Annotated in this window: 22 protein-coding genes; 11 read left to right on the top strand and 11 right to left on the bottom strand. The window is 56.2% G+C overall.

Annotated elements, in window-relative coordinates:
* Positions 1 to 3: 3 nt before the first annotated feature.
* From HH216_RS01830 to HH216_RS01815, 4 genes are all read left to right on the top strand, one after another.
* Positions 4 to 2,247, top strand: a complete 2,244-nt coding sequence (locus HH216_RS01830) for a heavy metal translocating P-type ATPase (RefSeq protein ID WP_254448641.1) — start codon at positions 4 to 6, stop codon at positions 2,245 to 2,247.
* A gap of 126 nt (positions 2,248 to 2,373) precedes the next feature.
* A complete protein-coding gene (locus HH216_RS01825) occupies positions 2,374 to 4,329 on the top strand; it encodes a CocE/NonD family hydrolase (RefSeq protein ID WP_254448640.1) in 1,956 nt (651 codons plus the stop codon).
* Between the two features lie 427 nt (positions 4,330 to 4,756).
* Positions 4,757 to 5,104 carry a hypothetical protein gene (locus HH216_RS01820; protein WP_169549240.1) on the top strand — a complete coding sequence of 116 codons (348 nt, stop codon included), beginning with the start codon at positions 4,757 to 4,759 and terminating at the stop codon, positions 5,102 to 5,104.
* Positions 5,105 to 5,252: 148 nt separating this feature from the next.
* Positions 5,253 to 6,572: a cryptochrome/photolyase family protein gene (locus HH216_RS01815; protein ID WP_169549239.1), complete on the top strand. Its 1,320-nt coding sequence runs from the start codon at positions 5,253 to 5,255 to the stop codon at positions 6,570 to 6,572.
* A gap of 81 nt (positions 6,573 to 6,653) precedes the next feature.
* On the opposite strand, the gene HH216_RS01810 is transcribed toward HH216_RS01815, so the two are convergent.
* The 4 genes from HH216_RS01810 to recQ form a co-directional block, all read right to left on the bottom strand.
* A complete protein-coding gene (locus HH216_RS01810) occupies positions 6,654 to 7,889 on the bottom strand; it encodes a lytic transglycosylase domain-containing protein (RefSeq protein WP_254448638.1) in 1,236 nt (411 codons plus the stop codon).
* A 75-nt stretch (positions 7,890 to 7,964) separates the two neighbouring features.
* Positions 7,965 to 9,188 (bottom strand): lytic transglycosylase domain-containing protein, encoded by a 1,224-nt coding sequence (locus HH216_RS01805; RefSeq protein WP_169549238.1) that lies wholly within the window; start codon positions 9,186 to 9,188, stop codon positions 7,965 to 7,967.
* Positions 9,189 to 9,354: 166 nt separating this feature from the next.
* On the bottom strand, positions 9,355 to 10,392 hold the full coding sequence (locus HH216_RS01800; RefSeq protein WP_169549237.1) for a lytic transglycosylase domain-containing protein: 1,038 nt from the start codon (positions 10,390 to 10,392) through the stop codon (positions 9,355 to 9,357).
* A 193-nt stretch (positions 10,393 to 10,585) separates the two neighbouring features.
* Positions 10,586 to 12,751, bottom strand: coding sequence for a DNA helicase RecQ (gene recQ / locus HH216_RS01795; protein WP_169549236.1), 2,166 nt, complete (start codon positions 12,749 to 12,751; stop codon positions 10,586 to 10,588).
* Positions 12,752 to 12,918: 167 nt separating this feature from the next.
* Here recQ and HH216_RS01790 point away from each other — a divergent pair, with 167 nt between their 5' ends.
* Positions 12,919 to 13,419 carry a hypothetical protein gene (locus tag HH216_RS01790; protein ID WP_169549235.1) on the top strand — a complete coding sequence of 167 codons (501 nt, stop codon included), beginning with the start codon at positions 12,919 to 12,921 and terminating at the stop codon, positions 13,417 to 13,419.
* A gap of 98 nt (positions 13,420 to 13,517) precedes the next feature.
* On the opposite strand, the gene HH216_RS01785 is transcribed toward HH216_RS01790, so the two are convergent.
* A complete protein-coding gene (locus HH216_RS01785; RefSeq protein WP_169549234.1) occupies positions 13,518 to 14,624 on the bottom strand; it encodes an NHL repeat-containing protein in 1,107 nt (368 codons plus the stop codon).
* A 106-nt stretch (positions 14,625 to 14,730) separates the two neighbouring features.
* On the opposite strand from HH216_RS01785, the gene HH216_RS01780 reads away from it, so the two are divergent.
* The gene (locus tag HH216_RS01780; protein ID WP_169549233.1) at positions 14,731 to 15,120 is read left to right on the top strand and encodes a VOC family protein; all 390 of its coding nucleotides are present in this window, start codon (positions 14,731 to 14,733) and stop codon (positions 15,118 to 15,120) included.
* Between the two features lie 71 nt (positions 15,121 to 15,191).
* On the opposite strand, the gene HH216_RS01775 is transcribed toward HH216_RS01780, so the two are convergent.
* Positions 15,192 to 15,692: a hypothetical protein gene (locus HH216_RS01775; RefSeq protein ID WP_169549232.1), complete on the bottom strand. Its 501-nt coding sequence runs from the start codon at positions 15,690 to 15,692 to the stop codon at positions 15,192 to 15,194.
* A gap of 44 nt (positions 15,693 to 15,736) precedes the next feature.
* Positions 15,737 to 16,237, bottom strand: coding sequence for a GbsR/MarR family transcriptional regulator (locus HH216_RS01770; RefSeq protein WP_169549231.1), 501 nt, complete (start codon positions 16,235 to 16,237; stop codon positions 15,737 to 15,739).
* 309 nt (positions 16,238 to 16,546) lie between these two features.
* Here HH216_RS01770 and HH216_RS01765 point away from each other — a divergent pair, with 309 nt between their 5' ends.
* From HH216_RS01765 to HH216_RS01755, 3 genes are read left to right on the top strand one after another with little or no spacing between them, the layout of a single operon-like run.
* Positions 16,547 to 17,758, top strand: a complete 1,212-nt coding sequence (locus tag HH216_RS01765; RefSeq protein WP_169549230.1) for a cystathionine gamma-synthase family protein — start codon at positions 16,547 to 16,549, stop codon at positions 17,756 to 17,758.
* 6 nt (positions 17,759 to 17,764) lie between these two features.
* Positions 17,765 to 18,820, top strand: coding sequence for a class A beta-lactamase (gene bla / locus HH216_RS01760; protein ID WP_169549229.1), 1,056 nt, complete (start codon positions 17,765 to 17,767; stop codon positions 18,818 to 18,820).
* Between the two features lies 1 nt (position 18,821).
* Entirely contained in the window at positions 18,822 to 20,330 is a 1,509-nt protein-coding gene (locus tag HH216_RS01755; protein WP_169549228.1) for a serine hydrolase, read from the top strand.
* Between the two features lie 18 nt (positions 20,331 to 20,348).
* Here HH216_RS01755 and HH216_RS01750 read toward each other — a convergent pair whose 3' ends face one another.
* Positions 20,349 to 21,032, bottom strand: a complete 684-nt coding sequence (locus HH216_RS01750) for a peptidoglycan DD-metalloendopeptidase family protein (protein WP_169549227.1) — start codon at positions 21,030 to 21,032, stop codon at positions 20,349 to 20,351.
* A 126-nt stretch (positions 21,033 to 21,158) separates the two neighbouring features.
* Here HH216_RS01750 and HH216_RS01745 point away from each other — a divergent pair, with 126 nt between their 5' ends.
* Positions 21,159 to 22,655 carry a peptide MFS transporter gene (locus HH216_RS01745; protein ID WP_169549226.1) on the top strand — a complete coding sequence of 499 codons (1,497 nt, stop codon included), beginning with the start codon at positions 21,159 to 21,161 and terminating at the stop codon, positions 22,653 to 22,655.
* Between the two features lie 3 nt (positions 22,656 to 22,658).
* Complete coding sequence (locus HH216_RS01740) at positions 22,659 to 23,591, top strand: Rpn family recombination-promoting nuclease/putative transposase (RefSeq protein WP_169549225.1); 933 nt, start codon at positions 22,659 to 22,661, stop codon at positions 23,589 to 23,591.
* A gap of 7 nt (positions 23,592 to 23,598) precedes the next feature.
* Here HH216_RS01740 and HH216_RS01735 read toward each other — a convergent pair whose 3' ends face one another.
* The 3 genes from HH216_RS01735 to HH216_RS01725 all read right to left on the bottom strand — a co-directional run bounded on the left by HH216_RS01735 (position 23,599) and on the right by HH216_RS01725 (position 26,316).
* Positions 23,599 to 23,934 (bottom strand): translation initiation factor, encoded by a 336-nt coding sequence (locus HH216_RS01735; protein WP_169549224.1) that lies wholly within the window; start codon positions 23,932 to 23,934, stop codon positions 23,599 to 23,601.
* Between the two features lie 85 nt (positions 23,935 to 24,019).
* Complete coding sequence (locus HH216_RS01730) at positions 24,020 to 24,820, bottom strand: LytR/AlgR family response regulator transcription factor (RefSeq protein ID WP_169549223.1); 801 nt, start codon at positions 24,818 to 24,820, stop codon at positions 24,020 to 24,022.
* Entirely contained in the window at positions 24,817 to 26,316 is a 1,500-nt protein-coding gene (locus HH216_RS01725) for a histidine kinase (RefSeq protein ID WP_169549222.1), read from the bottom strand. Before HH216_RS01725 ends, HH216_RS01730 begins: the two co-directional genes overlap by 4 nt.
* Position 26,317: the final 1 nt, after the last annotated feature.

Raw genomic sequence — 26,317 nt, 5'->3', positions numbered from 1 at the left:
GCTATGAATACAAGCACGAAGCCCGCGTCAGCGGTTCGGAAAACATACCCGGTACTGGAAATGAGTTGTGCCGCCTGCGCCGTCAGCGTCGAGTCGATGCTGAAGCACACGGCGGGGGTTGTCGATGCCGGGGTCAACTACGCTAATCAAACTGCCTGGGTGCAGTACGACCCCAAACAGACTACGCCCGATACGCTGCAAAAAGCTGTTCAGTCGATTGGATATGATCTGGTTATCGACGCTGAAGACCCCAATGCTGTACAGGAAGAAGCCCGGCAGCAACACTATGCCGATCTGAAGCAGCGTACGGTCTGGGCTGTGGTGCTGGCCGCGCCGGTACTCGTGCTGGGTATGTTCGGCATGAACTGGCCCTACGCCAACGGTATCATGCTGGTGCTGACGGCTCCGGTGGTGTTCTGGCTGGGCCGGTCGTACTTCGTCAATGCGTGGCGACAGGCCCGGCACGGCATGGCCAACATGGATACGCTGGTGGCACTCAGCACCGGTATCGCCTTTCTGTTCAGCGCCTTTAATACACTGTATCCGCAGTTCTGGCTCGACCGGGGGCAACAGCCGCATGTGTATTTCGAAGCCGCAGCGGTCATCATCGCCTTTATTTCGCTGGGTAAACTGCTGGAAGAGCGGGCCAAGTCGAACACGGGATTGGCCATCAAAAAGCTGATCGGAATGCAGCCGCAAACGGTGCGCGTGGTTGAAAACGAGATCGAACGGGAAGTCCCGCTGGCCGACGTGCTGCCCGGTCAGGTGCTGGCGGTGCGCCCCGGCGAACGAATCGCCGTCGATGGGGCTGTGCTATCGGGCAGTTCGTTTGTCGATGAAAGCCTGATTAGTGGCGAACCCATACCGGTCGGCAAATCGGCTGGCGACGCGGTTTTCGCCGGGACAATCAACCAGAAAGGCGCGTTTCGGTTCGAAGCGGCAAAGGTCGGGACCGATACGGTGCTGGCCCGGATTATCCGGTCGGTGCAGGACGCGCAGGGCAGCAAAGCTCCCGTTCAACAGCTGGTCGACCGGGTGGCGGGGGTGTTTGTGCCGGTCGTGCTCGGTATTGCCCTGCTGACGTTCCTCGGCTGGCTGGTGTTCGGCCCACCCGGAACGGCCCTGACGACGGGTCTGCTGACGGCTGTGACGGTGCTGGTTATTGCCTGCCCCTGTGCGCTTGGGCTGGCGACACCCACCGCGATCATGGTCGGTATTGGCAAAGGAGCCGAATCGAATATCCTCGTTAAAGACGCCGAAAGTCTGGAACTGGGCAGCAAAATCAACGCCGTCGTGCTCGACAAAACCGGTACCATCACCGAAGGTAAACCAACCGTTACGGATAGTCTGTGGCTCATTGACAGCGGTGATAAAGCGTCGCTGGAATCGGTATTGCTGGCACTCGAATCCAAATCAGAACACCCGCTGGCCGAAGCCGTTGTCAACTACCTGACCGGATCAGGAGTAACGCCCGCCCGACTAGCCGACTTCGACAGCCTGACGGGGCAGGGCGTGACGGGGCGATACGACGGCAAAACGTATCTGATCGGTAACCGGAGTCTGCTGGCCGAAAATCAGGTTAGCGTCCCTGCCAATGTGGATAACCAGGTTAATATGTGGGAAAGTCAGGCCAAAACGGTCGTTTTCTTCGCCCGCGCTGGTCAGCCGGTGCTGGCTATCCTTGCCATTGCCGACCCCATCCGGCCGTCGGCTAAACAGGCGGTTGCGGAGTTGCAGCAACGGGGCATCACCGTGCATATGCTGACCGGCGACAATGCCCGTACCGCTGCCGCCGTGGCCGCGCAGGTCGGCATTGAACGCGTGCAGGCTGGCGTACTTCCCGCTGATAAAGCCCATTTCGTAGAGCAGTTGCAGCGGCATGGCTGCACCGTCGCGATGGTCGGCGACGGTATCAACGACGCCCCAGCGCTGGCCCAGGCCGACGTCAGCATGGCGATGGGACGCGGGGCCGACATCGCGCTCGACGTGGCCCGCATGACGCTCATCTCCACCGACCTGACGAGCGTACCGAAAGCACTTACGCTGGCCCGCAAGACTGTCCGCACTATTCGACAAAACCTGTTCTGGGCGTTCGTCTACAACCTGATCGGTATTCCCATTGCCGCCGGACTGCTATACCCCGCCTTCGGCTTCCTGCTCAGCCCCATGATCGCCAGCGCGGCTATGGCCTTGAGTTCAGTGTCCGTCGTCAGCAACAGCCTCCGGCTGCGAGGAGCGAAGTTGTAGGGCGGTATATGGTATACAGTTTACGGTTTTCAGTTTACGAAGGTCTGTCGCGCAGGTTTTGGGGGTCCGTAAGTGTCTGAGTTGATTCGTTCGTAGTTTGCGACATCAGACACAATCGACGAAACTATGCATCAACAGGCCATGCGACGGACCGCCGTAAACCGTATACTGAAAACTGTAAACCTTCTTCTCCTCGCTTCCCTCTGCTACGCGCAGACGCCGGGTAGCGACTCGCTGTTCGTCCGGCAGAACTACCGCAAACTCGACCGGCAGATCGTTATGCGCGACGGGGTGAAGCTGTACACGACGATCTACGTACCAACCGACGCATCGCCGACGAACCGCTACCCGGTGCTTATGGAACGGACGCCCTATTCGGCGGGGCCGTACGGCGAATCGAACTATCCGAAGTCGGGGCCGGGACCATCGAAAGAGCTGTCGCAGGAAAAATACATCTTCGTTACGCAGGACGTTCGGGGGCGGTACATGAGCGAGGGGCAGTTCGAGGAAATGACGCCCGCCCTGAATCGCAGTATGTCTACGACGCCGAGAAAAGGCAAGAAGGGGCAGACGGCGGCACCCGCCGGAACCGACGAAAGTACCGACACCTACGACACCATCGACTGGTTGCTTAAAAACCTGCCGACCAACGAGCGTGTTGGGCTGATGGGCATTTCGTATCCCGGCTTTTACGCGTCGGCGGCTCTGCCCGGCGCTCACCCTGCCCTGAAAGCGGTGTCGCCACAGGCTCCCGTCACCGACGAGTTTATTGGTGACGACGCCCGGCATAAAGGCGCGTTTTTCCTGCTCGACAATTTCGGGTTTATGAACTACTTCGACGGTCCCCGCAACGGGCCTGTCGAAGACTATGCCCCGCTGTTCAACGCGCCGATTAAAGACGCGTACCAGTTTTTTCTGAAGATGGGCGCGCTGAAAAATGCCAACGGGCCGCAGTACTACAACCAGAAAAGCAAAATCTGGAACGAGTACATTCAGCACGACACCTACGACGCGTACTGGCAGAGCCGCAACATCCGTCCGCACCTGAAAAACCTGACCCCCGCCACGCTGGTCGTGGGCGGCTGGTTCGACGCCGAAGACCTGTTCGGCGCGGTGAACACCTACAAAGCCATCGAAGAGCAATCGAAAAGCCAGAACAAACTGGTTATGGGGCCGTGGACGCACGGGGCCTGGTCGCGGGCCGACTGGAGTCAGTTTGGGCCGCTTAGTTTCGGGCAGAACACGGCCAAATACTACCGCGACAGCATTGAAACCCGCTTTTTCAGTTACCACCTGAAAAGTAAAGGAACGTTCGATCAACCCGAAGCGCGCGTGTTCGATACGGGCGTCGACGCGTGGCGGTCGTTTGAGCAGTGGCCCCCGGCAGCAGGGCAGGGCAAGACATTCTATCTGTCTGCCAATCAGCAGTTGACTGCGACCAAACCCGCCAGTACAGATGCTTTCGCCGAGTACGTCAGCGATCCCGCCAAACCGGTACCGTATACCGATGGTGTGTTTGCCCGGCGCAACAATCAGTACATGATTGAAGACCAACGCTTTGCCAGTCGTCGGCCTGATGTGCTGGTCTTTGAAACCGAACCGCTCACCGCCGACATGATTATAGCCGGACCTATCGATGCAACCCTCTTTGCCGCCACCTCCGGCACCGACGCCGACTTCATCGTCAAGGTAATCGACGTGCTGCCCGACACGACGCAAAGCCCCGATTTCAGCAAAGCAACCAGTCCGTTGAAGGGTGTTCAGCTAGCCGGGTATCAGCGGCTGGTGCGGGCGGAAGTTATCCGGGGGCGGTTCCGCAACTCATTCGAAAAACCCGAAGCGTTTGCGCCGAATCAGCCCACCGAGGTAAAAGTGCAGCTTCCCGACGTGATGCATACGTTCCGCAAAGGCCACCGGCTGATGGTGCAGGTGCAGAGTTCGTGGTTCCCGCTGGTTGATCGGAATCCGCAACAGTTTATCAACATCGGTACGGCCAACGACAGCGACTACAAAAAAGCAACGATCCGGCTTTATCACGACGCGACACACCCATCAGCCATTCAGATGCAGCAGCTGCGTTAACGATTGCCGGATCAAATCATGACTGCCTGGGCAACCGGTCAGGAATCGTTTTTGCCGTTCCACCCGATCCGCCCATGCGACGTAAGAGGAACGACAGGGGCAGTTTGAATGAAAGCCGAAAAATTCAAGACAAACGGTCTATTACAAAGTGGATGCTGTAGTGTAGCGTCCGCTTTGTAATAGACCGTTTGTTAATATTGGGGTAATAGCAGGTCGTATGAGAAAGTATTGATTAATATGCTGAATAGTAGATTATTGGCGCAGTATAATCCCTTGATTACATACTCTTTGCTGACCGAATAATAATTAATATTACGCCAATGTTAACATTTAGATAACATTGGCGTAATATTACAGTAATGTAAGTTAACGCGGTTTCGGGGCGACCTAACAGGCGATATACTATTCACCTTAATTAATGAAGTCAATGAAAAAGTCTCTTTTTCTCGTTGCGCTGGTAGGCTTCCTGGCGACGCAGGTCTATGCTGACCCCGCCAAAAGCCGCAAACTAAAAGCGCCAAAAGCCAGTCTGGAAAAACAGCTGGCGAGTTACATATCAACGCCCGACGCGCTGAAGCAGGCGCAACAGGCCGGCGTCGTCGTGATTCAGTTTCGGGTCAACGCTGAAAATGAAGTGTGTCAGTTGTCGGTGTTCAGCCATAACGAGCAAATCAACAACAGCCTGACGCGGCAACTTACGGGTAAGAAACTGGCTGGCTACGGCAGCGACACGGGCGAACTGCACACCGTCCGGCTGCGCTTCCAGCCGGAATAGCGCAAGGCACGTACGATACAGAAAAAGCCGCTGGCGCAGGAAACTGGTCAGCGGCTTTTTCGTGTCCAACCATTTTCCCCAACAGCCGGTTTGTACCGTAAACCGATCTAATTGGGCTACCGAAAACTGTAGACCGTACGCTGAAAATATGGCTGAACCTTTATCGCTCGTCTGGCTCCGGCGCGACCTGCGTCTGCACGACAATGCGGCTCTCTACCACGCGCTGCGCAGCGGCAAACCTGTACTCCCCGTCTTTATCTTCGACAAAACCATTCTCGACGCGCTGGACGACAAGCACGACCGGCGGGTGACGTTTCTGGTGCAGGAAATTGAACGGCTGCGCGACGAACTGGCAAAGCTGGGTTCGGCGATTTATGTTGAGTACGGCAAGCCGGAGGCCGTATGGGAAACGCTCATCAAGAAATACGACATCGACGCCGTTTATACCAATTACGACTACGAAGTTTACGCCAAAGACCGCGATAAGGCTATCGGTGAATTGCTCGACAAAAAAGGTATCGGCTTTCACAGCTTCAAAGACCAGACGATCTTCGACCGCGACGAGATTCTGAGTAAGGCCAAACAGACGCCCTACACGGTGTTTACGCCCTACAGCAAGACGTGGCACGCCAAACTCAATGAGTTTTACCTGAAATCGTATCCGACGGAGACGTACGAGAAGAATTATTATCAGACGAAGGCATTGCCGGTGCCGTCGCTGAAGTCGATGGGGTTTGAATCTGTGACGGACAACATTCCGCCCCGCACCGTACCCGACAAGGTGCTCGACCACTACGGAAAGACCCGCGATTTTCCGGCCGATGAAGACGGAACGAGTCATCTGAGTATGCACCTGCGTTTCGGCACGATCAGCATTCGGGAACTGGCGCGGCAGGCCCACGAAGCGAAAGACAAGACGTTTCTGAATGAACTGTGCTGGCGGGACTTCTATTTTCAGGTACTCGACCACTTTCCGCATGTCGAGAAAAACTCGTTTCGGCGCGAGTACGACCATATCAAGTGGCGCAACGACGAGGCCGAATTTGAAAAGTGGTGCAAAGGCGAAACAGGCTTCCCGATCATCGACGCGGGGATGCGGCAACTCAACACGATTGGCTGGATGCACAACCGCGTTCGCATGATTACGGCCAGTTTCCTGTGCAAAAACCTGCTCATCGACTGGCGGTGGGGCGAAGCGTATTTCGGCAAAAAACTCCGCGACTATGACCTCTCCGCGAACAACGGCGGCTGGCAGTGGGCGGCCGGGTCCGGCACCGACGCGTCGCCGTATTTCCGGGTGTTCAGCCCCGACTCGCAAACGAAAAAGTTTGACCCAAAAAGTGAGTACATCAGGAAGTGGGTCCCCGAAGTCGACGACCCCAACAAGTACCCCAAACCGATGGTCGACGCCAGCGAAACCCGCCTGCGTGCCCTGGCAGTGTATAAGAAGGGGCTGGGGAAAGAGTAGTTTAAGGTTTGTAGTTTAATGTTCAAGGTTGTTCGAACGATAGCCAACCTTAAACATTAAACTACAAACCTTAAACCCAACCTACAGCTTCCACTGCACAACCCAGCCGGGCTTGACCGCTTTGGGGTGGGGGACTCCGGCGAGGCCGGTAAGCGGATCGATTGCAATCAGGGTAAGCGGAACGACCGCTTTTGTTTCGGCGGAAACGGCTTTGGTGGCCCGGAAAAACAGGTTGCCGCGCGCATCGACGTCGTCGATGATGGCGTAGAGAATATCGCCGGGCTTTAACTCATCTTCCCCCGCCAGCAGCGGTTCGGTCAATGTAAAGCGCCACGACTGCCCAATTTTGGGCTGTCCGGCCTGGGCCAGTTTGGCGGCTACATCACCCGTAAACACAGCGGGTGTGTTGGGATGACTTTTCAGCAGTGCGATCAGGACACTATCCATCTTGGCGGCTTCGCTCCGGACCGACGCCGGTAGGTCGGGGGCCGGTTCAATGGGTGTACCGACCAGATCGGGCTCCTGATCCTGAAGCCAGCCCATACGCCGGGCCTGCTCCCGCTCGGCTTCGTAGTCCCGCCCGGTCGATGCCAGCAGAATACCCACCGAGCCGACGCCGTAGGCCGGGTTGGTAAACAGCTCCTTCATTGCCAGAATCCGGTAGAGATAGTAACCCGTTTCGGGGTTCATCGCCATCGAATAATAGTCGCGGTGGCCGGTGCGCGAAATTTTGCGCTGTACCATCCCAAGCCCGCCGTTGTAGGCCGCAGCCGCCAGTGTCCACGAGCCCAGCTGACGATGCAGGTCTTTCAGATAACGGCAGGCCGCTTCAGTCGACTTGCGGAGGTCGGTCCGTTCGTCGTTGGCCGGGTCGATGGAAAGGCCCATCAGTTTGGCCGTTTCATCCATAAACTGCCAGTAACCTACCGCTCCGGCCGATGATACGGCGTTGGCCTGCCACGCACTTTCAATCAGCGGCAGATACTTCAGATCGTTGGGAATGTTGTGCTTCGCCAGGATTGGTTCAATGACGGCAAAGAACGGGGCCGACCGGGCTTTCAGGGCACCTACGTGCCGGGCATAGCCCGAACTACCAGCCAGTGCAACGGCCAGCTTGGCCGAAACGGTGCTTTGCTGCGTGGGTACCATTTCTCCGCAGAAATGCAGCCGGGCCAGCCCTACAGCGGGGCGTAATGTCGAGCTAACCGGAGTTGGTTTACGCACCGGGCGAACCGGTTTTTTTTGTGCCGCCAGCGGGCCCGCCACAAGCAGTAGCACAACCGGCAGCAGCCAGTAACGGCCTGTTAAGTGAGACAATAGTGTGTGGTGATGGTTCAACTTATGGACAACAGACTCCGCTTTGGGTTTAGTTCGACCATACAGTTTGTTGATCTACAGGCTCTTCCACGTAAGTGTCCAGCCGATGCGTACCTGGTCGATATCCGGTACTTCGACGCCCAGCCGCCCGGTAGCCGCGTCGATAGCTGCCAGCGACAGGTCGTATGTGCGGTGCTCGCTGGCCGAATACACTTTGTCGGCACGGAGGTAGATACGGCTGGTTTTGGGGTCAATATCTTCCACAACGGCGTAGAGCATGTCGCCCTCCGATACGGGTTGACCGTCGACCATACCCGCGCGTGTCAGGTTAAAGACCCACGTTTGGCCGCGCTCCAGATTGGCCGACTGATGCAGCCGCGTACGAATACCGTCCCGAAACACGTCGGCCGCATTGGGCAGCGGAATATCGGTCAGGCGTTCGCCATCGGCAGGCGTATCGACCGCGTCGTTGATCGCTACTTCGGTGGCCTCGTTGATTAGCTGAACCGGCATCAGCACGTCGCTGTCGTCGGCTGCCAGTACACCGCCAACTGGTTGCCGCAGACTGGCCAGTATCCGGTCTGGAATGACGCCCTCGTACAGATGTGAGTTGGAAAACAGCTCTTTAAACGCCAGAATCCGGTACAGGTACTTGCCTGTTTCGGCGTTGAGCCGCAGGTAATAATAGTCGCGTTGCTGCTGCTTCCGGATATTGCCCAGCAGCGCGCCAATGCCGTTGTTATAGGCCGCAGCCGCCAGTGTCCAGGAGCCGAGCCGGTTGTGGAGGTAGCTAAGGTAGCGGCAGGCGGCTTCGGTCGATTTACGCAGGTCTTTCCGGTCGTCGTGGCCGGGCTGTACGCTCAAGCCAAGTTCACGGGCGGTGGCGGGCATAAACTGCCAGTAGCCCGTAGCTCCGCGTGGCGACACCGCAAATCCTTGTAAAGCACTCTCGACCAGCGGTAAATATTTGAAGTCGGCGGGTATGTTGTGCTTAGTCAGAATAGGTTCGATGATGGGGAAGAAGCGGGAGGCCCGCTGCCGCATCTGAAACAGGTATTCGTCCTGCTTCGTGTTCCGCACGAGTGCATTTACCAGCCGCCGGGCAACGACCTCTTCGTGCAGCGGCACCGATTCGCCACAAAAGTAAACGGGCGGCAACGTTTTCAGATCGGGGCTGAACAGCCGATTGGTGGCGGTTAGCTGTACGGTTGTGGATGGGCCCGTATGAACGAATTGTATGGATGAAGCAGTGCCCGTCAGCAGTAACGCTGATAAGGACAGGGTAACGAATGAATGCATTCAGCGAATAACAAGTACGGTATGGGGTTGTGACCATCTCCGTTCTACAGAGTAACTAGAGAACGTGGGTATTTCGTGAGCGGTCATCAATACCGGTACGTAGCAAAAAACAGGCCTGTGGAAAAAAATCCACAGGCCTGAATAGAAAAAAGTTGGCGGACCGCTGTTATATCCAGTCCCAGAAGTGAAGTGGACGAATGCCGCCTTCTTTCTTTTTAAGAAAGCGGGGCCGCCGGAACCGCAATACCGTCAGGCCCATAATTACTTTGCGAATAGGCTGTTCACTGTTCTGATCCTCAATGCCATCCGCAAGTCGCTTCATTGCTGCCGACGCCAGCCACTGGCTCGTGTCAGAAGGAGCTTTGGTCAGTGCGTTGTTTGGCCGGGGGCCCCAGCTCGGGTCAATATCGTCATCGTCAACCAGTTCGATCGTAGGCGAGTCCTTGATCTTGTGGGGCGTAGCCAGGGGTTTGTGCCAGCTTGGGAGTGGCTTGATGAGCTGCTCCATCGTCGAGTTTTTCAGTAGTACGGCATACTGACGCGGGTTGCTGAGCAGTTCTTTGTAGGCCAGCACCCGAAACAGGTAGTGGCTGGTTTCGCGGTGCAGACGCAGCCGGTAGTAATTGGCGTTTTTCTGCTTGGCAATCGTTTTCTGGACGTGGGTAATGCCCCCGTTGTAAGCAGCCGCCACCAGTGTCCACGAACCCAGTTCGCGGTATAGCTGGTGGAGGTGATGGCAGACGGCGATGGTTGCTTTCTCCAGGTTGTACCGCTCATCGACACCATCACCAACTTTCAGACCCAGATCGCGGGCGGTGCCGGGCATAATCTGCCAGTAGCCCGACGCGCCTTTCGGCGATACCGAGTTACTGACCAGTTCGCTTTCGGCCAGCGGCAGGAAGCGGAAGTCGCGCGGAATTTTGTATTTCCGCAGGATCGGGTCAATGATCGGGAAGAATTTAGACGCGCGCTGCCGGAGGGTAAACAGGCATTCCTGCTGCGCGCCGTAGGTCCGTAAAACCTGCACCCAGCGCCGGGCAATGCGGGGCTCGCTGACGGGCAGTTCTTCACCACAAAAATAAACCGGGAATACCCGTTTGGAGGAATCGACAACCAGCAGAGCGGGGTTATCAAGGCCACTCGCGGCAGACTGAATGCGGCTGGTATCCGGCCCCAAAACGGGCCCTGCCAATGCAGACGTCATCGACGCGAGCAACAGTGAAAAGCTAAGTTCCTGAATCAATTTATAACTAGTTGGTGTAACATGTCACAGACAAGAAAACCCGTCGTGTCGGACGGGTTTGTCAATTTCTGTATTACGAATGTAGCTGATTGTCTGGTATATACCAAATGATCATTCTACGAATTATCCAACGGTCTTATAGCTATCAGGTAGACTACTGCTCCATCAGGCCGACGACGAGCGTGAGCTTGGCGTAGTCGTAACGACCGTTTAAGTACTCAAAAACGGGCTTTAAACGCCCTTCTTCCAGCCCTACTTCGCGGATGGCTTTTTCAATCTCGCGCCGTTCAATCGGGTCAAGCAGGGATACCAGATCGATGTCGTAGCCCGCGCGGGCGAGCTGCACCAGATGACTCGCAATTGAGCTGCTTTTAAGGGTACGTTCGACCGCAATCTCGTCGATCGTCATGCCCTGATTGAACAGGTCGAGCGTCTGTAACTGGGTCGATCCTTTGGGCTTTTCACCGGCCTGCACCCGCCCCCGGACGTAGTTGGTGATCGTTGCCAGAAACTGCCGCCCGAACAGTTGCAGCTTGCGTTCGCCTACCCCGCTGACGTTGCGCAGCGCGTCGGGCGTCGTGGGTTTTTGCCGGGCCATATCTTCCAGCGTCGTATCGGTAAAGATGACGTAGGGCGGCACGTTCTGCTCGTCGGCGAGTTGTTTGCGCAGGGTACGCAGTTGCTCGAACAGCTCGTCGCGGTTGACTTCCGTTTTAGTCTTTGGTTTCTCGACCGGTGCGGGCTTCGGCGCGTCGTCGGGCCGGACGAGTTCGATCTTGCGCCCGTTCTTCAATACGGCGTCGGCCAGGATACCCCGGCGCAGGGCGTAGTGCTGATCGTAGGCCACCTCGATTACGCCGATGTTGATAAGCTGATGAATATAGCTGCGCCACTCCTCGAAGCGGAGGTCGCGGCCCGCGCCGTAGGTTTTGATCTGATCGTAGCCACCCTGCATGACGGCCTGACTCCGTGAGCCGCGCAGAATGTCGACCAGCAGGTTCATCGGCACGCGTTCGCCCGTCCGCACCATCGCCGAGAGCGCCTTTTGGGCCAGTATCGTCCCGTCGAACGTTACGCGCGGGTCGCGGCAGACGTCGCAGTTGCCGCAGGGTTCGGGCAGATCTTCCGAGAAATACGAGAGCAGAATCTGACGGCGGCAGGTGTGAGCGTCGGCGTACTGTTGCATCCGCTCCAGCTTGGCGAGTTGCAGCCCCAGGTTAGCCGGGTTGTTTTCGGCCAGCATATCCTTGTACGTCGCCACGTCGGCGAAACTGTAGAACAATACCGTTTGCGCATCGGCCCCGTCGCGTCCGGCCCGCCCGATCTCCTGGTAGAAGCTCTCGATGTTTTTGGGCATGTTGTAATGGATCACCCAGCGCACGTTCGACTTGTCGATGCCCATACCGAAGGCAATCGTCGCGCACATAATCCGAACGTCGTCGCGCAGAAACGCTTCCTGCGTGCGGGCACGGTCGGCGGGGTCCATTTTGGCGTGGTAGAAAGCCGCGTTGAAGCCTTTTTCCTGCAACTTGGCCGCCAGCGATTCGGTCGATTTGCGGCTCAGGCAGTAAATAATCCCCGACGTGTTGGGCTTCTGCTGCAACAGCCTGATGATCTGCTGAATGCGGTTCTGCCCCGGCATCACCTTCAGGCTGAGGTTTGTCCGGTTGAACGACGAGATAAACACTGCCGGATCGACCATGCCGAGCCGGGTGGCAATGTCGGCGCGGGTCAGCTTGTCGGCTGTCGCGGTCAGGGCAATGGTTGGTACCGTGGGGAACTGCTCTTTCAGCACGTGCAGCTGCGTGTATTCCGGCCGGAAATCGTGACCCCACGACGAGATACAGTGCGCTTCATCGATGGCGAAGAGCGACAGGTTTGTGTGTTTCAGAAACTCAAAAAACGCTTCGGTCAGCAGCTTTTCGGGCGACACATACAGCAGTTTGAGCTTACCCTTCAGGCAGTCGTCTTCGATGGCGTGCTGCTCGCGGCTGGTCTGGGTGCTGTTGTAATAAGCCGCCGGAATACCGTTCATGTGCAGCGCGCCAACCTGATCTTTCATCAGGGCAATCAGCGGGGAGATAACCACCGTCAGGCCGGGCAGCATCAGGGCCGGAATCTGAAAACAAACCGATTTGCCCCCGCCCGTCGGCATGAGCACCACCGTGTCGCGCCCGCCCACTATCGACCGGACGATGTCTTCCTGCATGGGCCGGAAGCGGTCGTAGCCGTAGTATTGTTTCAGGTAATCGGCGGGCGTTTGCAGGGTCGTGGTAGCCGACCCCTGTGCGTCGGCCCCCGGTGCATCGGTAAGCAGCATAAAGCAGTCGAATGAATGTACCAAATTTACGAAAAAAACACGACATGCCGACCGTTTTTGGCCCCGATTCGCTGTGTAGGTTTAATGGGCAATTAATTGATTTTTAGGAAATTTTATCCATCATTGCCCGTAAATAGTTCTATTTCTCACCCAATCTGGTACACCGAATGAAAACCGTACTGTCTCGCCTGAGTCTGGCACTGGGCCTGCTGATTTCGCTGAACACGCTGGCGCAGACGCCCGCTGCCAGCCCTATGTCGCCGAGCGACCGGATGGCAAAAGCCCGTGCCGCTAAAGCTGCCAAGCGCGATGCCGCCAATGCAACGGCCGCCATGCCCGCGTCGGATGCGAAAGCAAAGAAAGAAATGAAGATGGACGATGCGTCGGCCAAGAAAGCGGCCAAAGCTGAGACCAAAGCCGCCAAGGAAGGTGCAATGGCTGGCAAAGACGCGACGAAGGCCGACAAGGGCAAGATGGACAAAGCCATGTCGTCGACGAAAAGCAGCATGAAGGAGGAGAAAGCGACCCCCGCCGACTACAAAGCCCCGGTGGATCGCTCGAAGAAAGGGCCTAACGGTGAAGCCGTGATGACCGGTCCGCGTGGTGGTAAGTACTATATCAATAAGAACGGCAACAAAACATACGTCAGCGGGCAGAAAGGCTCCTGATAGTCTGGTTGGACTGAAGCGAAAAGCGGAAAGAAGAAAGGTTGGCCTTCGCCGGTGTCTTTCTTTTTTCCGCTTTTTGCTTTAGTTCTGCCAGCGAATTACTTCAGATCGACGTACGACATCGTGTGTACCTGATCGGCTTTCTTGTTGACGAAGTGCTTTTCGGGTTTGTCGAAATCCGTGATGTAAAGCCGGTTTCCTTTCAGCAGCACTTCGGCCGGCTGGTCGACCCGGCCATCCTTACCATCCGTGTCCGGGTTCTGCACCAGCGTACTGACTTTTCCATCGGGCTCGACCACGACGATGGCGTTGGTGCGCGAGTTGCAGACGTACAGCTTATCCGTCCGCCGGTCAACAATCAGCCCGTCGACGCAGCTGATGGGTGTGCTGACTTTTACTGTTTCTTTCGACGCCAGCGTACCGTCGGGTTTGAGTGTTAGTTTGTAGAGCGTGCCGTCGCCGAACGAGCCGGTGTAAAAGGCCCCTTTGCTGTCGTAATCCAGTCCGTCGGCCCCATTGTCGACGCCCGTTTCATTGACCGTTGTGGTGAACGTAGCCAGAATATGGGGGTCCATCGTTTTGGGTTTCAGCGTAACGACGCCTTTGTTTAGCTCGTCCAGTTTAAAGTGGAATACGGCACTGCCCTTGTCGTTGTCAGGCATATCCCACTGACTGTCGGTGACGTAAATCGTGTTGCCTTTCCAGACCACCGCGTTGCCCAGCGCCAGATTGACTACCACCGGATCGATCTTGCCCGGCTTGCCGTTCTGCATCGTAATCCGCATTAGCCGCGACTTGTAGTCTTTGCTGTTTTCGTGCTGATTTTCAGCGTAGTATAGGTTGCCGTCCGGGCCGAAGGCAAGGTCCATCGGTGCCGCGTGTTTCGTATCGGGCTGTTGCGGCAGGCTCGTAAAAAACTGCACGGAGTCGGCGGCAAACTTCACGATAACGCCGGGGTAGGTATTGTTGGCCAGGTTCGGCACCGATAGGTAGATCGAGCTGTCGGGCCCGATTGCCATGCCGTCGGGCGTGTTGTACTTATTTGGCAGGGTGTACAGCAGTTTTGGGTCACCCACCGTCGATACGCTTTGCGCAGTGGTATCGCCTTCGCTGCTACCCGAACTGGCAGTATCGCCCGTTTCTTTTTTCTGACAGCCGGTCAGTAGGCTCAGGCCGAGTAAGGCCGGAATAAGGAACTGTTTCATCGAATTTCGTTGAGTGAGAATCGTTTTCCTAACCCGCTGACTCGCGCAAATGTTGTAAAGCCCGTCCGGGAGGAACTGTATGCCCGGCCCGTACGTCGTCAAGAGTATGAATCAACACATCGGACAGATCGCCCTGCTCGTCGACGATTACGACGAAGCCATTGCTTTTTACACGCAAAAACTGTCGTTCGACCTACTGGAAGACACCCGACTGAGCGACACCAAACGGTGGGTTCGCGTGGCTCCCCGCAACAGTACCGGGTTCAGCCTGCTACTGGCCCGCGCCGATTCCGACGAGCAGCGTAGCCGGGTAGGTAATCAGACGGGTGGGCGTGTTTTCCTGTTCCTGTACACCGACGATTTCCAGCGCGATTACGAGGCTATGCGTACGGCTGGTATCGTGTTCACGCGTGGGCCAGTCGAGGAACCATACGGCACGGTGGGTGTTTTCGCGGATCTGTACGGCAACCTATGGGATATGATTCAGCCAAAGTAAACCTAAACGGTTTTTGAAGCCGTTTAGGTCTGCTATTTAGTGTATTACTGGTTTAATAATGAATGTGTTAATTAGTTGACAGTATATCTGCCAAACAAGAAAAAACCACTCAGACTCTGCGCGATCAACTCGATAATCGTATAGGCAAAAAAATTGTCATGTGGGCGAAGTAGGGCGTGAAGCACAAGCCAGACAAGCAGCGCTGCCGTGTGTGCGACCAGCCAGCCAATATATGTATCTGTGTAATCTTCCTTGAAAATGAGCGGAATAGTAAATGAATTGATCAGCTGACTAACGTAATAGGCAAGTACGACAGGCAAGACACTATCATCGAGTCCCCATCTCAGCCATATGTACACCGTTAGCGGCAACGTAAGGAAACACCAGGCAGGATGCCTGGCTGACGAATACTGTCTAAAGAATACATAATAGCCTACTGTCAGCAGGAGGGGCAAAAGTAGTATAGCTGCAAGACCTGCTGCGAGACTCAAAGCAAGAGCTACAATTGGAGCAAATACCCAGGCACAATAAATACATTGTTGCTCTTCCGATAATGAAATAAAGTTTTTCATAGTTTTAAAGTTTCAGAAATAATTGAAATATAGAATCAAAAAAATTATCGGAATACTTTGATGAACTGACTCATAAGCCAGTTTTCTTCGGCTTTGATTACCGCGTTCAGCGTACTGTCGGCAAAACCAACGACGTTGCTAAGTCCAGTCATTACCCGTTGAAATTCCTGCGCTTCCGGTGTATCGGTGGAGATGTTCTTCAACTCATTCAACACCTCGACAACGGGCGTGATTTCCCGGCGACGTCGTTCTTTAGCTACCTGTCGGGCCACTTTCCAGATGTCTTTCTCCGCCCAGAAAAATTCCTTTCGTTCGCCGGGTTTGAGCTGCTTGAAAATCAGCCCCCAATCCATCAGGTCGCGTAGGGTCATGCTGGCGTTGCCCCGCGAAATCTGAAGCTGCTCCATGATACTTTCCGTACTCAGTGGTTCGGGCGCGATGAGCAGCAGGGCGTGAAGCTGCGCCATCGACCGGCTGATGCCCCATTGTGTCGCCAGGGTACCCCAGGTGTGGATAAATGTATCTTTTGCTTCCTCAAACGTCATGCGTCAAATGTACAGTCTCATTTTAAAGTTTCAAAATATTTTGAAACTTTAAAATGAGACTTCGATATGCTGTCTACGAGACACAGAAACATTCGAGATCTTGAAACACACAGTCGCTTAGTGGGGCGTGGCCGATGAATCGGAAGTAATCGCGGCTATCAGGTAATCAGGTACCACCAGGGTTACTTTCAAAAATTGAGTAGATCGTTGTCGCGTTGCTACCAATTTACTTGCTGTAACAAAATTGTGGCGGTCAATATATCTTTTGTCCGTATTTTGTTCGGCAGATAAGTTAAGTTGCCGAATTTTATGGATATACAGCACGCACAGAAAGGTACCGCTTCGGTATGGGCGGGTGAAACCGAACCCTTCGCCGACGGCGCTACTACGCCCCCCATTGTCAACAGTGTTACCTACGCCTACCACGATCTGGACGAATGGCACGCCGTGGCGACGGGCCGGGCAGACGGGCATATCTACAGCCGGAATACCAACCCGACGGTGCGGGTGCTGGAGGAGAAAATCCGTGTGCTGGAAGGAGCTGAAGCCGCTACGTCGTTTTCGACGGGTATGGGGGCCATCAGCAATACACTGTTCGCGCTGCTAGGGCCGGGCAAACGGGTCGTGTCGCTCAACGATACGTATGGTGGCACGAGTCGGCTGTTTCTCGATTTTTTGCCTGGCTATCAGGTCAATGTCACGCTGTGCGAGACCACCAACCACGAGCAGATCGAAGCCGAAGTAGCGAAAGGCTGTGACCTGCTCTATCTGGAAACCCCCACAAACCCTACGCTCAAGATCGTTGATATTCAGCGGCTGGCTGCGGCTGCGCACCGGGTCGGGGCCGTGGTTGTGGTCGATAATACGTTTGCGACGCCGATCAACCAGAACCCGCTCCGGCTGGGGGCTGATCTGGTTCTCCACAGTGCTACCAAATTTCTGTGCGGTCACTCTGACGCGATGGGTGGGGTGCTCTGCGGTAAAAAAGAACTGGTCGAGCGGGTGTTTCGCTTCCGCGAGATCAACGGGGCCAGCTTGCAGGCTGAACCGGCTTACCTGATTGCGCGGGGAATGAAAACACTCGAACTGCGTATCGAACGACAGAACGCGTCGGCGATGCGCATTGCCCGGTATCTAAACGACCATCCAAAAGTCGAAACGGTATTTTTCCCCGGTCTGGAAACCCACCCCGGCCACGCCATCGCGTGCGCGCAAATGACGGGTTTCGGTAGCATGATGAGCTTCTCGCTGAAAGCCGGGTACGACGCCGTAAAGCAGTTTCTGCCTGCGTTGCGGTTCGTGCATCTGGCCGCCAGTCTGGGGTCGGTCAGTACGCTGGCCGGACCACCGCGTACCACCAGCCATGTCGAACTGACATCGGAGCAACGCGCGCAGTTGGGCATCCCCGAAGGGCTGATCCGCTACTCGGTCGGTATCGAAAACGTCGACGATCTGATTGCTGATCTGGAGCAGGCACTGGCGATAGTCCCCGAACCGGCCGACGCACTGCTGACCGCCTGACGCGCCATGAAATCAGCTGCCAATGCGATTAGCCGCATCATACTACTTGCCGCAGGACTGTTCATTACAGGGGTAGGCTGGGCCCAGACGCTACCCGTTGCGCAGGGTGTCGATGTGGCTACCCAGCGGCTCGGCCAGGAAATGGACCGCATCGCCAGACTGGCGAAGGGGCGGGTGGGTGTATCGGCACTGCATCTCGAAAGCGGCCGGCAGGTACATCTGAATCCGACCGATTCGTTTCCGATGGCCAGTACCGTTAAAGTTGCCATTGCTGCCCAGTTGCTCCACCGCATCGAGCAGGGTGACCTGTCGATGATGACGATGACCGACCTGCACGCTGCTGACCTGCACCCCGGCAGCGGTACGCTCGATGTGCTGTTTGCCAAACCGGGTGTGCAGCTATCGGTACAGAATCTGCTCGAACTGATGATGGTCATCAGCGATAACTCGGCAACCGACATACTGCTGCGGCTGGCGGGTGGGCCAGTGGCTGTACAGCAACGACTCAACGCGCTTGGTATACGCGGAATGTCGGTCGATCGGTCGATTATTCAATTGCTGGCCGATCTGGAAGGCGTCACCTTACCCCCGGCTGACCAGTGGACACCGGGCTTCTACAACCGACTCGGCAAGGCCGTAACTGCTGAACAGGCTAAAGCCGCCGTTGCCCGGTTCAACAAAGACCGGCGCGACCGGTCGACACCCGACGCGATGGTCAGTTTGCTGGCGCAGATTTATCGGGGAACGGCGCTGCAACCCGCCAGCCGGGATACGTTGCTGGCCGTAATGGCCCGGTGTCGGGGTGGGGCAAACCGGCTGAAAGGCTACCTGCCGCCCGGTACGGTCGTATCCCATAAAACCGGCTCGCTCGACGAAACCGCCACCGACGACGTGGGGATCATTACCCTGCCGGGCGACGCGGGTCATATCGCCATTGCGGTGTTTGTGGGGTATTCGACGCAGCCGGCCGCTGACCGCGAGCAGGTTATCGCGCAGCTGGCCCGTAGTATCTACGATTATTTTCTATACCAGCCGCCTGTTTCTCCCACTGCTACCCGCTGATATGACGCGTTTGTACTGCCTGCTCTTCCTGCTGATAACGGTTCGTGCCGTCGGGCAAAAGCCCATTTCCCCGAAACAGATCCGGGAATTTGATACGTACGTCGAGCGTGTGCGTCAACAATGGGATATACCCGGCCTGGCAATTACGGTCGTGAAAGACGGACGGGTGCTGTTTGCCAAAGGATACGGCGTCCGCGAACTGTCCGGGACAGCTCCAGCCAACGGCGGACCCGTCGATACGCAGATGCTGTTTGCCTGTGCGTCAACGACCAAAGCCATGACCGTCACGTTGCTGGGTATGCTGGTCGATGCCGGAAAACTGCGCTGGGACGACCCTGTCTACCAGTACCTGCCGGAACTACAGTTTTACGAACCGTACGTCACCCGGCAGGTCACCATCCGCGATTTACTACTGCATAATACGGGCGTGGGCGGCACCGATTTTTTTACCAGTGCCATGAATATTCCGGCCAGTGAAATGTTTCGGCGAATGGTGCTGGTCAGGCCCAGTTACTCGTTCCGGTCTGGTTACGTCTACCAGAATACCATGTACTCAGCGGCCGGCCGGATCATCGAACGGGTGACGGGTCAAACCTGGGCAGAGACCATACAGGCCCGTATTTTTCAGCCGTTGGGTATGACCCGGACAGTGCCCAAGCGCGGCTATATCAGGGACGATAATCTGACGCGTCCGCACGTTCGTATCAACGATACCATTCGCGTAATTCCGTACGGCCCCGATAGCGAAATCGGGTCGGCGGGGGCAGTATGGTCATCCGCCGACGATATTGGTAAATGGGTTATCTGCATGCTCGACAGCGGGAAGTACGCGGGTGGCCGACTGCTCAAACCGGCTACCTGGGCCGAAATCTTCCGTCCGCAGACCATGGTACCCGACGACGAGTACGCGACCATGCAGCTGCTGAAACCCAACTGGTTTACGTACAGCCTGGGCTGGTATCAGCACGACTACCGGGGCCACAAGGTAAACTTTCATACGGGGAGTCTGGCGGGGTTGACGGCCATCACGGGTCAGCTCCCCAACGAGAAACTGGGCGTGTTTGTATTCGGCAATCTTGACCACGCCGAGGGGCGGCATGCGTTGCTTTACAAAACGCTCGACTGGTTCGCCCTGGGGGGTAATCGCGACTGGAGTACCGAATTTAAAAACCTGTACGATGGACTGGCCCGGCAAAGCCGGGAGGCCGGGCAGGCCCTGGAAGCCCGGCGCGTTGCCAATACGAAAACTACGCTCCCCCTGCCGGCTTATGCCGGTACGTACACCAGCCCGCTTTATGGTGAAGCCACGGTAACCGTAACCGGTGACCGGCTGGCCTTCAACCTGAACAACGTACTGACGGCCACGCTGCCCCACTGGCAATACGATACGTTCCGGGGTAGTTACGACAACACCTGGACTGGTAAAGCTACGGCTCAGTTTACGCTCAGCCCCGCCGGTACTGTTCAGACGCTGCTGTTCGACGGGCTTCTGTTTCAGCGTAAACCGTGAGCAACGGGCGACCGCCTGTTACAACCCCGGAATACGCAGCAGTAGGTTGGGGTCGGGGCAGATCGACAGGAAATAGGCGCGGTCGGCGAGGGAACAGACGCCGGGGAAATCGCCCCGACGGCCGAGCATATCGGTCATCAGCTGAAAATGCAGGTGCGGGGGCCAATCACCGTTTTCGGGGTAGGGTCCGATCTCAGCAATCTTGTCACCCGCCCGAACCGGTTTGCCGTCGTACAGCCCGTCGAGCGATGGGCGGGTCAGGTGGCCGTACAAACTGTAAAGTGGCTTGCCCTCGTACTGGTGTTCCAGAATGATCGTGGGGCCGTAGTCGCCGAAGTTGGCGTTGTCCTGAAAACTGTGAACGACACCATCCAGTGGGGCAAAAACGGGCGTTCCGGCGTCGGTCCATAGATCGATGCCCAGGTGAACTTCGCGCGGTCCGTCGTACGGGGGGGCGTCGTACGGTGGCTGCGCTGTCTGCTGAAAATGGGGGCTTCGGCGGTAAATGACCCGGTGTTCGTTATAGCCACCTACCCCGACCTGTGCCCCGGCCGCGCGTAATTTGCCGAATACATAGTCGGAAAATGCGGCTGTATCGGTCAGGTTCAGCGGTGGCTGTCTGGCTGGGTCAAGGTCGGGGTTGGTGGCCGAAAAGTCCAGAATCAGGTAGGGGTCGGTTGCGAAGTCGAACGGGAGCAGCATAACGGCAGCGTGGTTACGCCCGCAAGTTAGTTGCCGGATTGACGCGACGTCGGTATCTTTACCGTTCCTTTTTACCTGAATAAGCCAAATTATCTTCGGCTGCCCTTTTCTATCGCGACAAACTACATGGAGTCAACGATTGCTCAACCGCCTGCCCGGACGGGCCACCCCACCGGCCTTTACGTACTGTTTTTCACCGAGATGTGGGAGCGGTTCAGTTATTACGGGATGCGGGCCATCCTGCTGCTGTTTCTGATCGACAATGTGCGGGGCGGAATGGGTCTGACCGAAGCTGAGGGTGCGGCCATTTATGGTATCTACACGGCATCAGTCTACCTGCTGTCGTTGCCCGGCGGCTGGATCGCCGATAACCTGCTGGGTCAGCGTAAGTCGATCTGGTACGGCGGTATCATCATCATGCTGGGCCACATTATTCTGGCGTTTCCGGCGGGGCAGTCCCTGTTCTTTCTGGGCCTGACAGTGGTGGCGCTGGGCACGGGACTACTTAAGCCCAACATCAGTACACTCGTTGGCGAGTTGTACCCCGAAGGTGGTGCGCGTCGCGATGCCGCCTTTTCGATCTTCTACATGGGGATCAATATCGGCTCGTTTCTGGGTATCACCATCGTGGGGTACCTGGGCCAGAAAGTGGGCTGGCATTACGGTTTCGGGGCGGCTGCGGTCGGCATGGGGCTGGGCCTGATTACCTTCCGGGCACTGGGGCAGAAGCACCTGAGTCACCTGGGCAATGTGCCCCGCAAGGCGGAAATCGCCGAAGCCACGACATCGGGTGGTAACAAATCGTTGCTCGGTTTTCTGGTCGGACTGGTGGCGGTCTTCGTCGTACTGCAACTGACGGGCGTTCTCGACATGTCGACGGCGCAGGGTCTGGCGAAGGCGATGGGTGCCATTATTTCGCTGATCGCCGTTAGCTATTTCGTGTATATCCTGGTGGCCGGTGGACTCGACAGCGTCGAGAAGAAGCGGGTCGTCGTGCTGTTCATCTTCTTCCTGGCGTCGGCGGCTTATTGGGCTGGCAACGAACAGCAGGGATCGTCGCTGCAAATTTTTGCTGACCGCTACACGAGCCTGAGCCTGTTTGGCTGGCAGATGCCGTCGAGCTGGTTTCAGAACCTCAATCCAGCCTTTATCGTAATTTTTTCGCCCGTCCTCGCGTCGTTGTGGGTGTATCTGGCCAACCGGAAGATCAACTACTCGGTACCGGCTAAAATGGCAACGAGTCTGCTGCTGCTGGGTCTGGCTTACGTCGTGATGGTATTTGCCGCGCAGATTGTCGTGGCCGGTGGCATGACCTCACCGCTTTACCTCGGCTCGACATACCTGCTTTTTACCCTTGCCGAACTGTTTCTGAGTCCGGTCGGGCTGAGTTCGTTCTCGAAGCTGTCGCCCAAACGGTATGCCAGTCAGCTGATGGGCCTGTGGTTTGTCGGTTCGTCGCTGGGTAACCTGATTGCCGGTCTGTTTGCGGGTGGTTTCGACGAGAAGAACGTGGCTCAGATGCCGCAGCTGTTCCTGAGTGTGGTGTATTTCAGCATGGGCTTCGGTTTCCTGCTGCTGCTTTTCTCCGGTAAACTCAAAAAATGGATGGGGGGTATTGAGTAACGAATGAACAACCCGCACGACAAACTATTCAAGGCCACGTTCTCCCACCCGGACGTGGTTGCTTCTCTGATCGAATCACTGTTTCCGCCTGAACTGAGCCAGGCTATTCAGCTCGATTCGCTGGTGCTGACCACTAACTCGTACATAGACGATGAACTGAATGAGCACTTTGCCGACCTGGTCTACGACTGTGTGTTGAGTGATGAAACGCCGGTTCAGATCGCACTGTTGCTGGAGCACAAAAGCTACACGGTGGCTCACCCGCATTTGCAGCTGCTACGCTATCTGCTCAATCGCTGGCAGCAGGATGTTGAGCAGGGCGTTAGACTCACGCCTATCATCCCGGTAATTATTTATCACGGTCGGGAAATATGGCAGCACCAGCCGTTCGCGTCGTCGCTGGCGGGGAAAAATGCGCTGCTGCGACCCTTCTTTCCTGAGTTTGACTATGTACTGGTAAACCTGACGACGCTCAGCGAGGAACAGATCTTTGCTTTTCGGAGCCGGTTCCTGACCGTATCGGCTGCGTTGATGAAGCATCGGCAGGACAAACAGTTTGCCGACTACGTTCGTCAGAACATACGGCGGCTGATGCAGGGCTTCGCCGACGATGAGCTGATGTCGGTCGTTTTGCCTACGTTTCTGTACCTGCTCGAAACGACTGACTTGACTGGGACGGATATTGTGGTTATGTTTAGTACAGTATCCAAACAAACTGAAGAAGCTGTTATGAATGGAGCCGATCAACTACGGATGGAAGGGCGAATCGAGGGGCAAATTGCCGGACAAATTGCGGGCCGTGCAGAAGCGAGTCGCAAGTTTGTCAAGGGTGCCCTCAAACTGGGAATGGACGCGAAGACCATTGCCGATACTTTCGAGATGAGCATCGCCGAAGTCGTTGCGCTGATCGAGCAGGTGCGGCAGGAGAAGCCCTGACCACGCATCAGCCGCCCGCTTTCTTGGCTTTATAGCCTTTGCCGGTGAGCCACGTCAGCACTTTGTCGCGGTGGTCGCCCTGAATCAGAATTTCGCCGTCTTTCACTGAGCCGCCTGTTCCGCAGGCGGCTTTTAGCTGTTTACCCAGCTCGGCCAGATCGGCGTCGGTGCCGATAAATTCCCGAACCGCCGTAACGACTTTACTGCCCCCCAACTTGACCAGCCAGATTTTCAGGTTCTGCTGCGCCGGTGCCAGCGTTTCCGCTTCCGGCGTATCGTCGGATTGGTAGTCGAAATCGGGATTTGTCGAATAGACGACGCCGGAGCGGTTTTTCTTACTCATCTGAGAGGGGTCAAGGTTTGATGTATAAGGTTTAAAGTTAGCCGACAAACCTTAAACCATAAACCCCAAACTTTAAGCCCAACGTTCACAATTCCAGCAGCTGCCGGATGGTATCGCCGTAGGTGGTGCCGGTGGTCAGGCGGGTGGCTTTTTTGTCGCCCATGACCAACTGGAATTTACCGTCGAAATGCTTGTGGGCTTCGCTGATTTTCTGGCGGTTAATCATCGCCGATCGGCTGATGCGCACAAACGTGTCGGGGAGTTTGTCGCTGAGCGTGGTGAGGGTGTAACTGGTCAGAAATTTCTGGCCGTCGGTGGTCGACAGAAACACGTATTTGTCTTCGGCTTCAAAGTAAACGATGTCCGACAGGGGGATAAGCCGGATCTTATCGCCCAGTTTTACCGAGATCGAATAGATTTCTTTCTTCGGCTGCATCTGCGCCAGCAACCGCATTACATTCTCCGTCGCCATGGGTAGCGGAGCCGGTTCGTCAGCCGGATTGGGTGAGGCAACGCTACGTTCGGCCAGTGTCTGAATTTTCTGCGCCGTGCGGGCGAGCCGCTCCGCTTCGATCGGTTTGAGCAGGTAGTCGACGGAGTTCTCTTCGAAAGCACGAATGGCGTACTGATCGAAGGCGGTAGCGAACACAACCAACGGCATCGTCGTGACGCGCGCCAGCATTTCGAAGCCGTTGAGCAGAGGCATTTCAATATCCAGAAAAACCAGATCGGGCTGTTTCGTTTCGATCATAGACAACCCTTCCGCTCCGTTGGCCGCGTCGCCGACAACGGTAAACACATCTCGGTGTTTATCAAGAAGTCGGCGCAGGCGGTTGATGGCGAGCGGTTCGTCGTCGATGAGTAGCGTGGTGAGGGGGAGTTTCATAACGGTGTCGGTGTTGGCGGGGTGGGCGATGCGGTAACAGTAGACATGGTGTTGATCCGGGCTAATCGGATTGAGATAAGCACCTGCTTGAGCGGAAAATTCTGGAATTCAACGTCGGCATCGTCGCCGTAGAGCAGGTGCAGCTTATCCTGAATACTGCGCAGGCCGTAGCCACCGCCCATATCGTCGGGGAACGCAGGGCCATTGTCGTGGACGCAGAGGTGCAGGTAGTCGTTTTTTTCGTAAATCCTGACGTCGATCCGCCCTGACTCGGCGCGTTTGGCAATGCCGTGTTTGATGGCGTTCTCGACGATGGGCTGGAGCAGAAACTGGGGAAGCCGCAGGGCATTGAGCGCCGGGTTGCTGATGTCGACGGTAAAGGTGAGCCGGTTGCCGAAGCGCACCTGCTCGACCTGTAGATAGGTACGCACCATTTCCAGTTCATCGGTCAACGACGAAAACAGATCCCCATCGCGGCCGGTCGAATAGCGGAATAGTTTCGACAGCAGCAGCGTCATTTCTTCGGCTTTTTCGGGGTCGTCGTGGACCAGACTGGCGATGCTGTTGAGGGCGTTGTACAGAAAGTGCGGGTTGATTTTGGCCTGTAGCGCGTCGAGTTCAGCGCGAGTCTTTAGCTTTTCAAGGTTCAGTAGCTGAAACTCCTGTTCTGTGAGCTTGCGCGTCATTTGCCGGCCCTGTTGCAGGATGTACAGGAAAAAATTGGCCACCAGCAGATCACCGATGACGTAGAAAAACCACGGGGCGGTGTCGTCGATACCCTGCGGGCGTTTTTTTAGTTCGTCAATACTGGGTTTCCCGATCAGATAATAAACGCCGGTGTTGACGACGAAAAAACTGATCAGGACAACTACGGTGACGATCAGGTGTCGTTTCCAGGGTTTAGCTACAGTTCGCGCCAGCCGAATCGACAAGGCCCAGACAAGCAGAAACATGACGACTCCATCGGACATGTTCTGCACAACCAGGAAGCGGTACAAACCAACTAATGCCGGGTCTTTTGCCGTGACAATCAGGTTGGTAAAATAAACAATCGCGTTGCAGCCGTAGATGAGCAAGGCCCCCAGCAGGGCACCGATCAGCAGCCCCCAGCCGGGTTTTTGCAGGATAGTCGTCAGGGTGATCGGTTCGGCGGGCAGCTTCGCGGTCGAATACGGCTGACTCTGGCCAACGGAAAAATTGACCTTAGCGCCTTCCATATTAGCCCCGGTGAGGTTGGTGTCCGACAGGCCGCAAAAGTTCAGGTTTGCTTCGTACAGGTCAGCGTCGGTGAGGTTGGCCCCCGTCAGATTCGCGTAGCTAAGGTCGGCCTGCCGTAAGATGGCACCCCGGAAGTTAGCCCGTCGCAGGTCGGCGAATCGGAAGTCGGCCTGCGTCAGATCGAGTCCGCTAAAGTCGAACCCGGTCAGGTCGGCGGCTTTCATGCTTAGCCGCCGACCGTTTTTGCCAATCGTGTCGATGAGTTGTTCGCGGGTCATG

Source organism: Spirosoma rhododendri, assembly GCF_012849055.1.
Classification (GTDB): domain Bacteria; phylum Bacteroidota; class Bacteroidia; order Cytophagales; family Spirosomataceae; genus Spirosoma; species Spirosoma rhododendri.
This window is presented reverse-complemented; position numbering and strand designations above follow the sequence as displayed.

Coding starts and splice junctions, on each gene's coding strand:
- HH216_RS01785 (WP_169549234.1), bottom strand. CDS start 14,624: ATGAAACAGTTCCTTATTCCGGCCTTACTCGGCCTGAGCCTACTGACC.
- HH216_RS01730 (WP_169549223.1), bottom strand. CDS start 24,820: ATGAAACTCCCCCTCACCACGCTACTCATCGACGACGAACCGCTCGCC.
- bla (WP_169549229.1), top strand. CDS start 17,765: ATGAAATCAGCTGCCAATGCGATTAGCCGCATCATACTACTTGCCGCA.
- HH216_RS01800 (WP_169549237.1), bottom strand. CDS start 10,392: ATGACGTCTGCATTGGCAGGGCCCGTTTTGGGGCCGGATACCAGCCGC.
- HH216_RS01820 (WP_169549240.1), top strand. CDS start 4,757: ATGAAAAAGTCTCTTTTTCTCGTTGCGCTGGTAGGCTTCCTGGCGACG.
- HH216_RS01755 (WP_169549228.1), top strand. CDS start 18,822: ATGACGCGTTTGTACTGCCTGCTCTTCCTGCTGATAACGGTTCGTGCC.
- HH216_RS01780 (WP_169549233.1), top strand. CDS start 14,731: ATGAATCAACACATCGGACAGATCGCCCTGCTCGTCGACGATTACGAC.
- HH216_RS01775 (WP_169549232.1), bottom strand. CDS start 15,692: ATGAAAAACTTTATTTCATTATCGGAAGAGCAACAATGTATTTATTGT.
- HH216_RS01740 (WP_169549225.1), top strand. CDS start 22,659: ATGAACAACCCGCACGACAAACTATTCAAGGCCACGTTCTCCCACCCG.
- HH216_RS01735 (WP_169549224.1), bottom strand. CDS start 23,934: ATGAGTAAGAAAAACCGCTCCGGCGTCGTCTATTCGACAAATCCCGAT.
- HH216_RS01830 (WP_254448641.1), top strand. CDS start 4: ATGAATACAAGCACGAAGCCCGCGTCAGCGGTTCGGAAAACATACCCG.
- HH216_RS01805 (WP_169549238.1), bottom strand. CDS start 9,188: ATGCATTCATTCGTTACCCTGTCCTTATCAGCGTTACTGCTGACGGGC.
- HH216_RS01765 (WP_169549230.1), top strand. CDS start 16,547: ATGGATATACAGCACGCACAGAAAGGTACCGCTTCGGTATGGGCGGGT.
- HH216_RS01825 (WP_254448640.1), top strand. CDS start 2,374: ATGCATCAACAGGCCATGCGACGGACCGCCGTAAACCGTATACTGAAA.
- HH216_RS01745 (WP_169549226.1), top strand. CDS start 21,159: ATGGAGTCAACGATTGCTCAACCGCCTGCCCGGACGGGCCACCCCACC.
- HH216_RS01750 (WP_169549227.1), bottom strand. CDS start 21,032: ATGCTGCTCCCGTTCGACTTCGCAACCGACCCCTACCTGATTCTGGAC.
- HH216_RS01815 (WP_169549239.1), top strand. CDS start 5,253: ATGGCTGAACCTTTATCGCTCGTCTGGCTCCGGCGCGACCTGCGTCTG.
- HH216_RS01770 (WP_169549231.1), bottom strand. CDS start 16,237: ATGACGTTTGAGGAAGCAAAAGATACATTTATCCACACCTGGGGTACC.
- HH216_RS01725 (WP_169549222.1), bottom strand. CDS start 26,316: ATGACCCGCGAACAACTCATCGACACGATTGGCAAAAACGGTCGGCGG.
- recQ (WP_169549236.1), bottom strand. CDS start 12,751: ATGCTGCTTACCGATGCACCGGGGGCCGACGCACAGGGGTCGGCTACC.
- HH216_RS01790 (WP_169549235.1), top strand. CDS start 12,919: ATGAAAACCGTACTGTCTCGCCTGAGTCTGGCACTGGGCCTGCTGATT.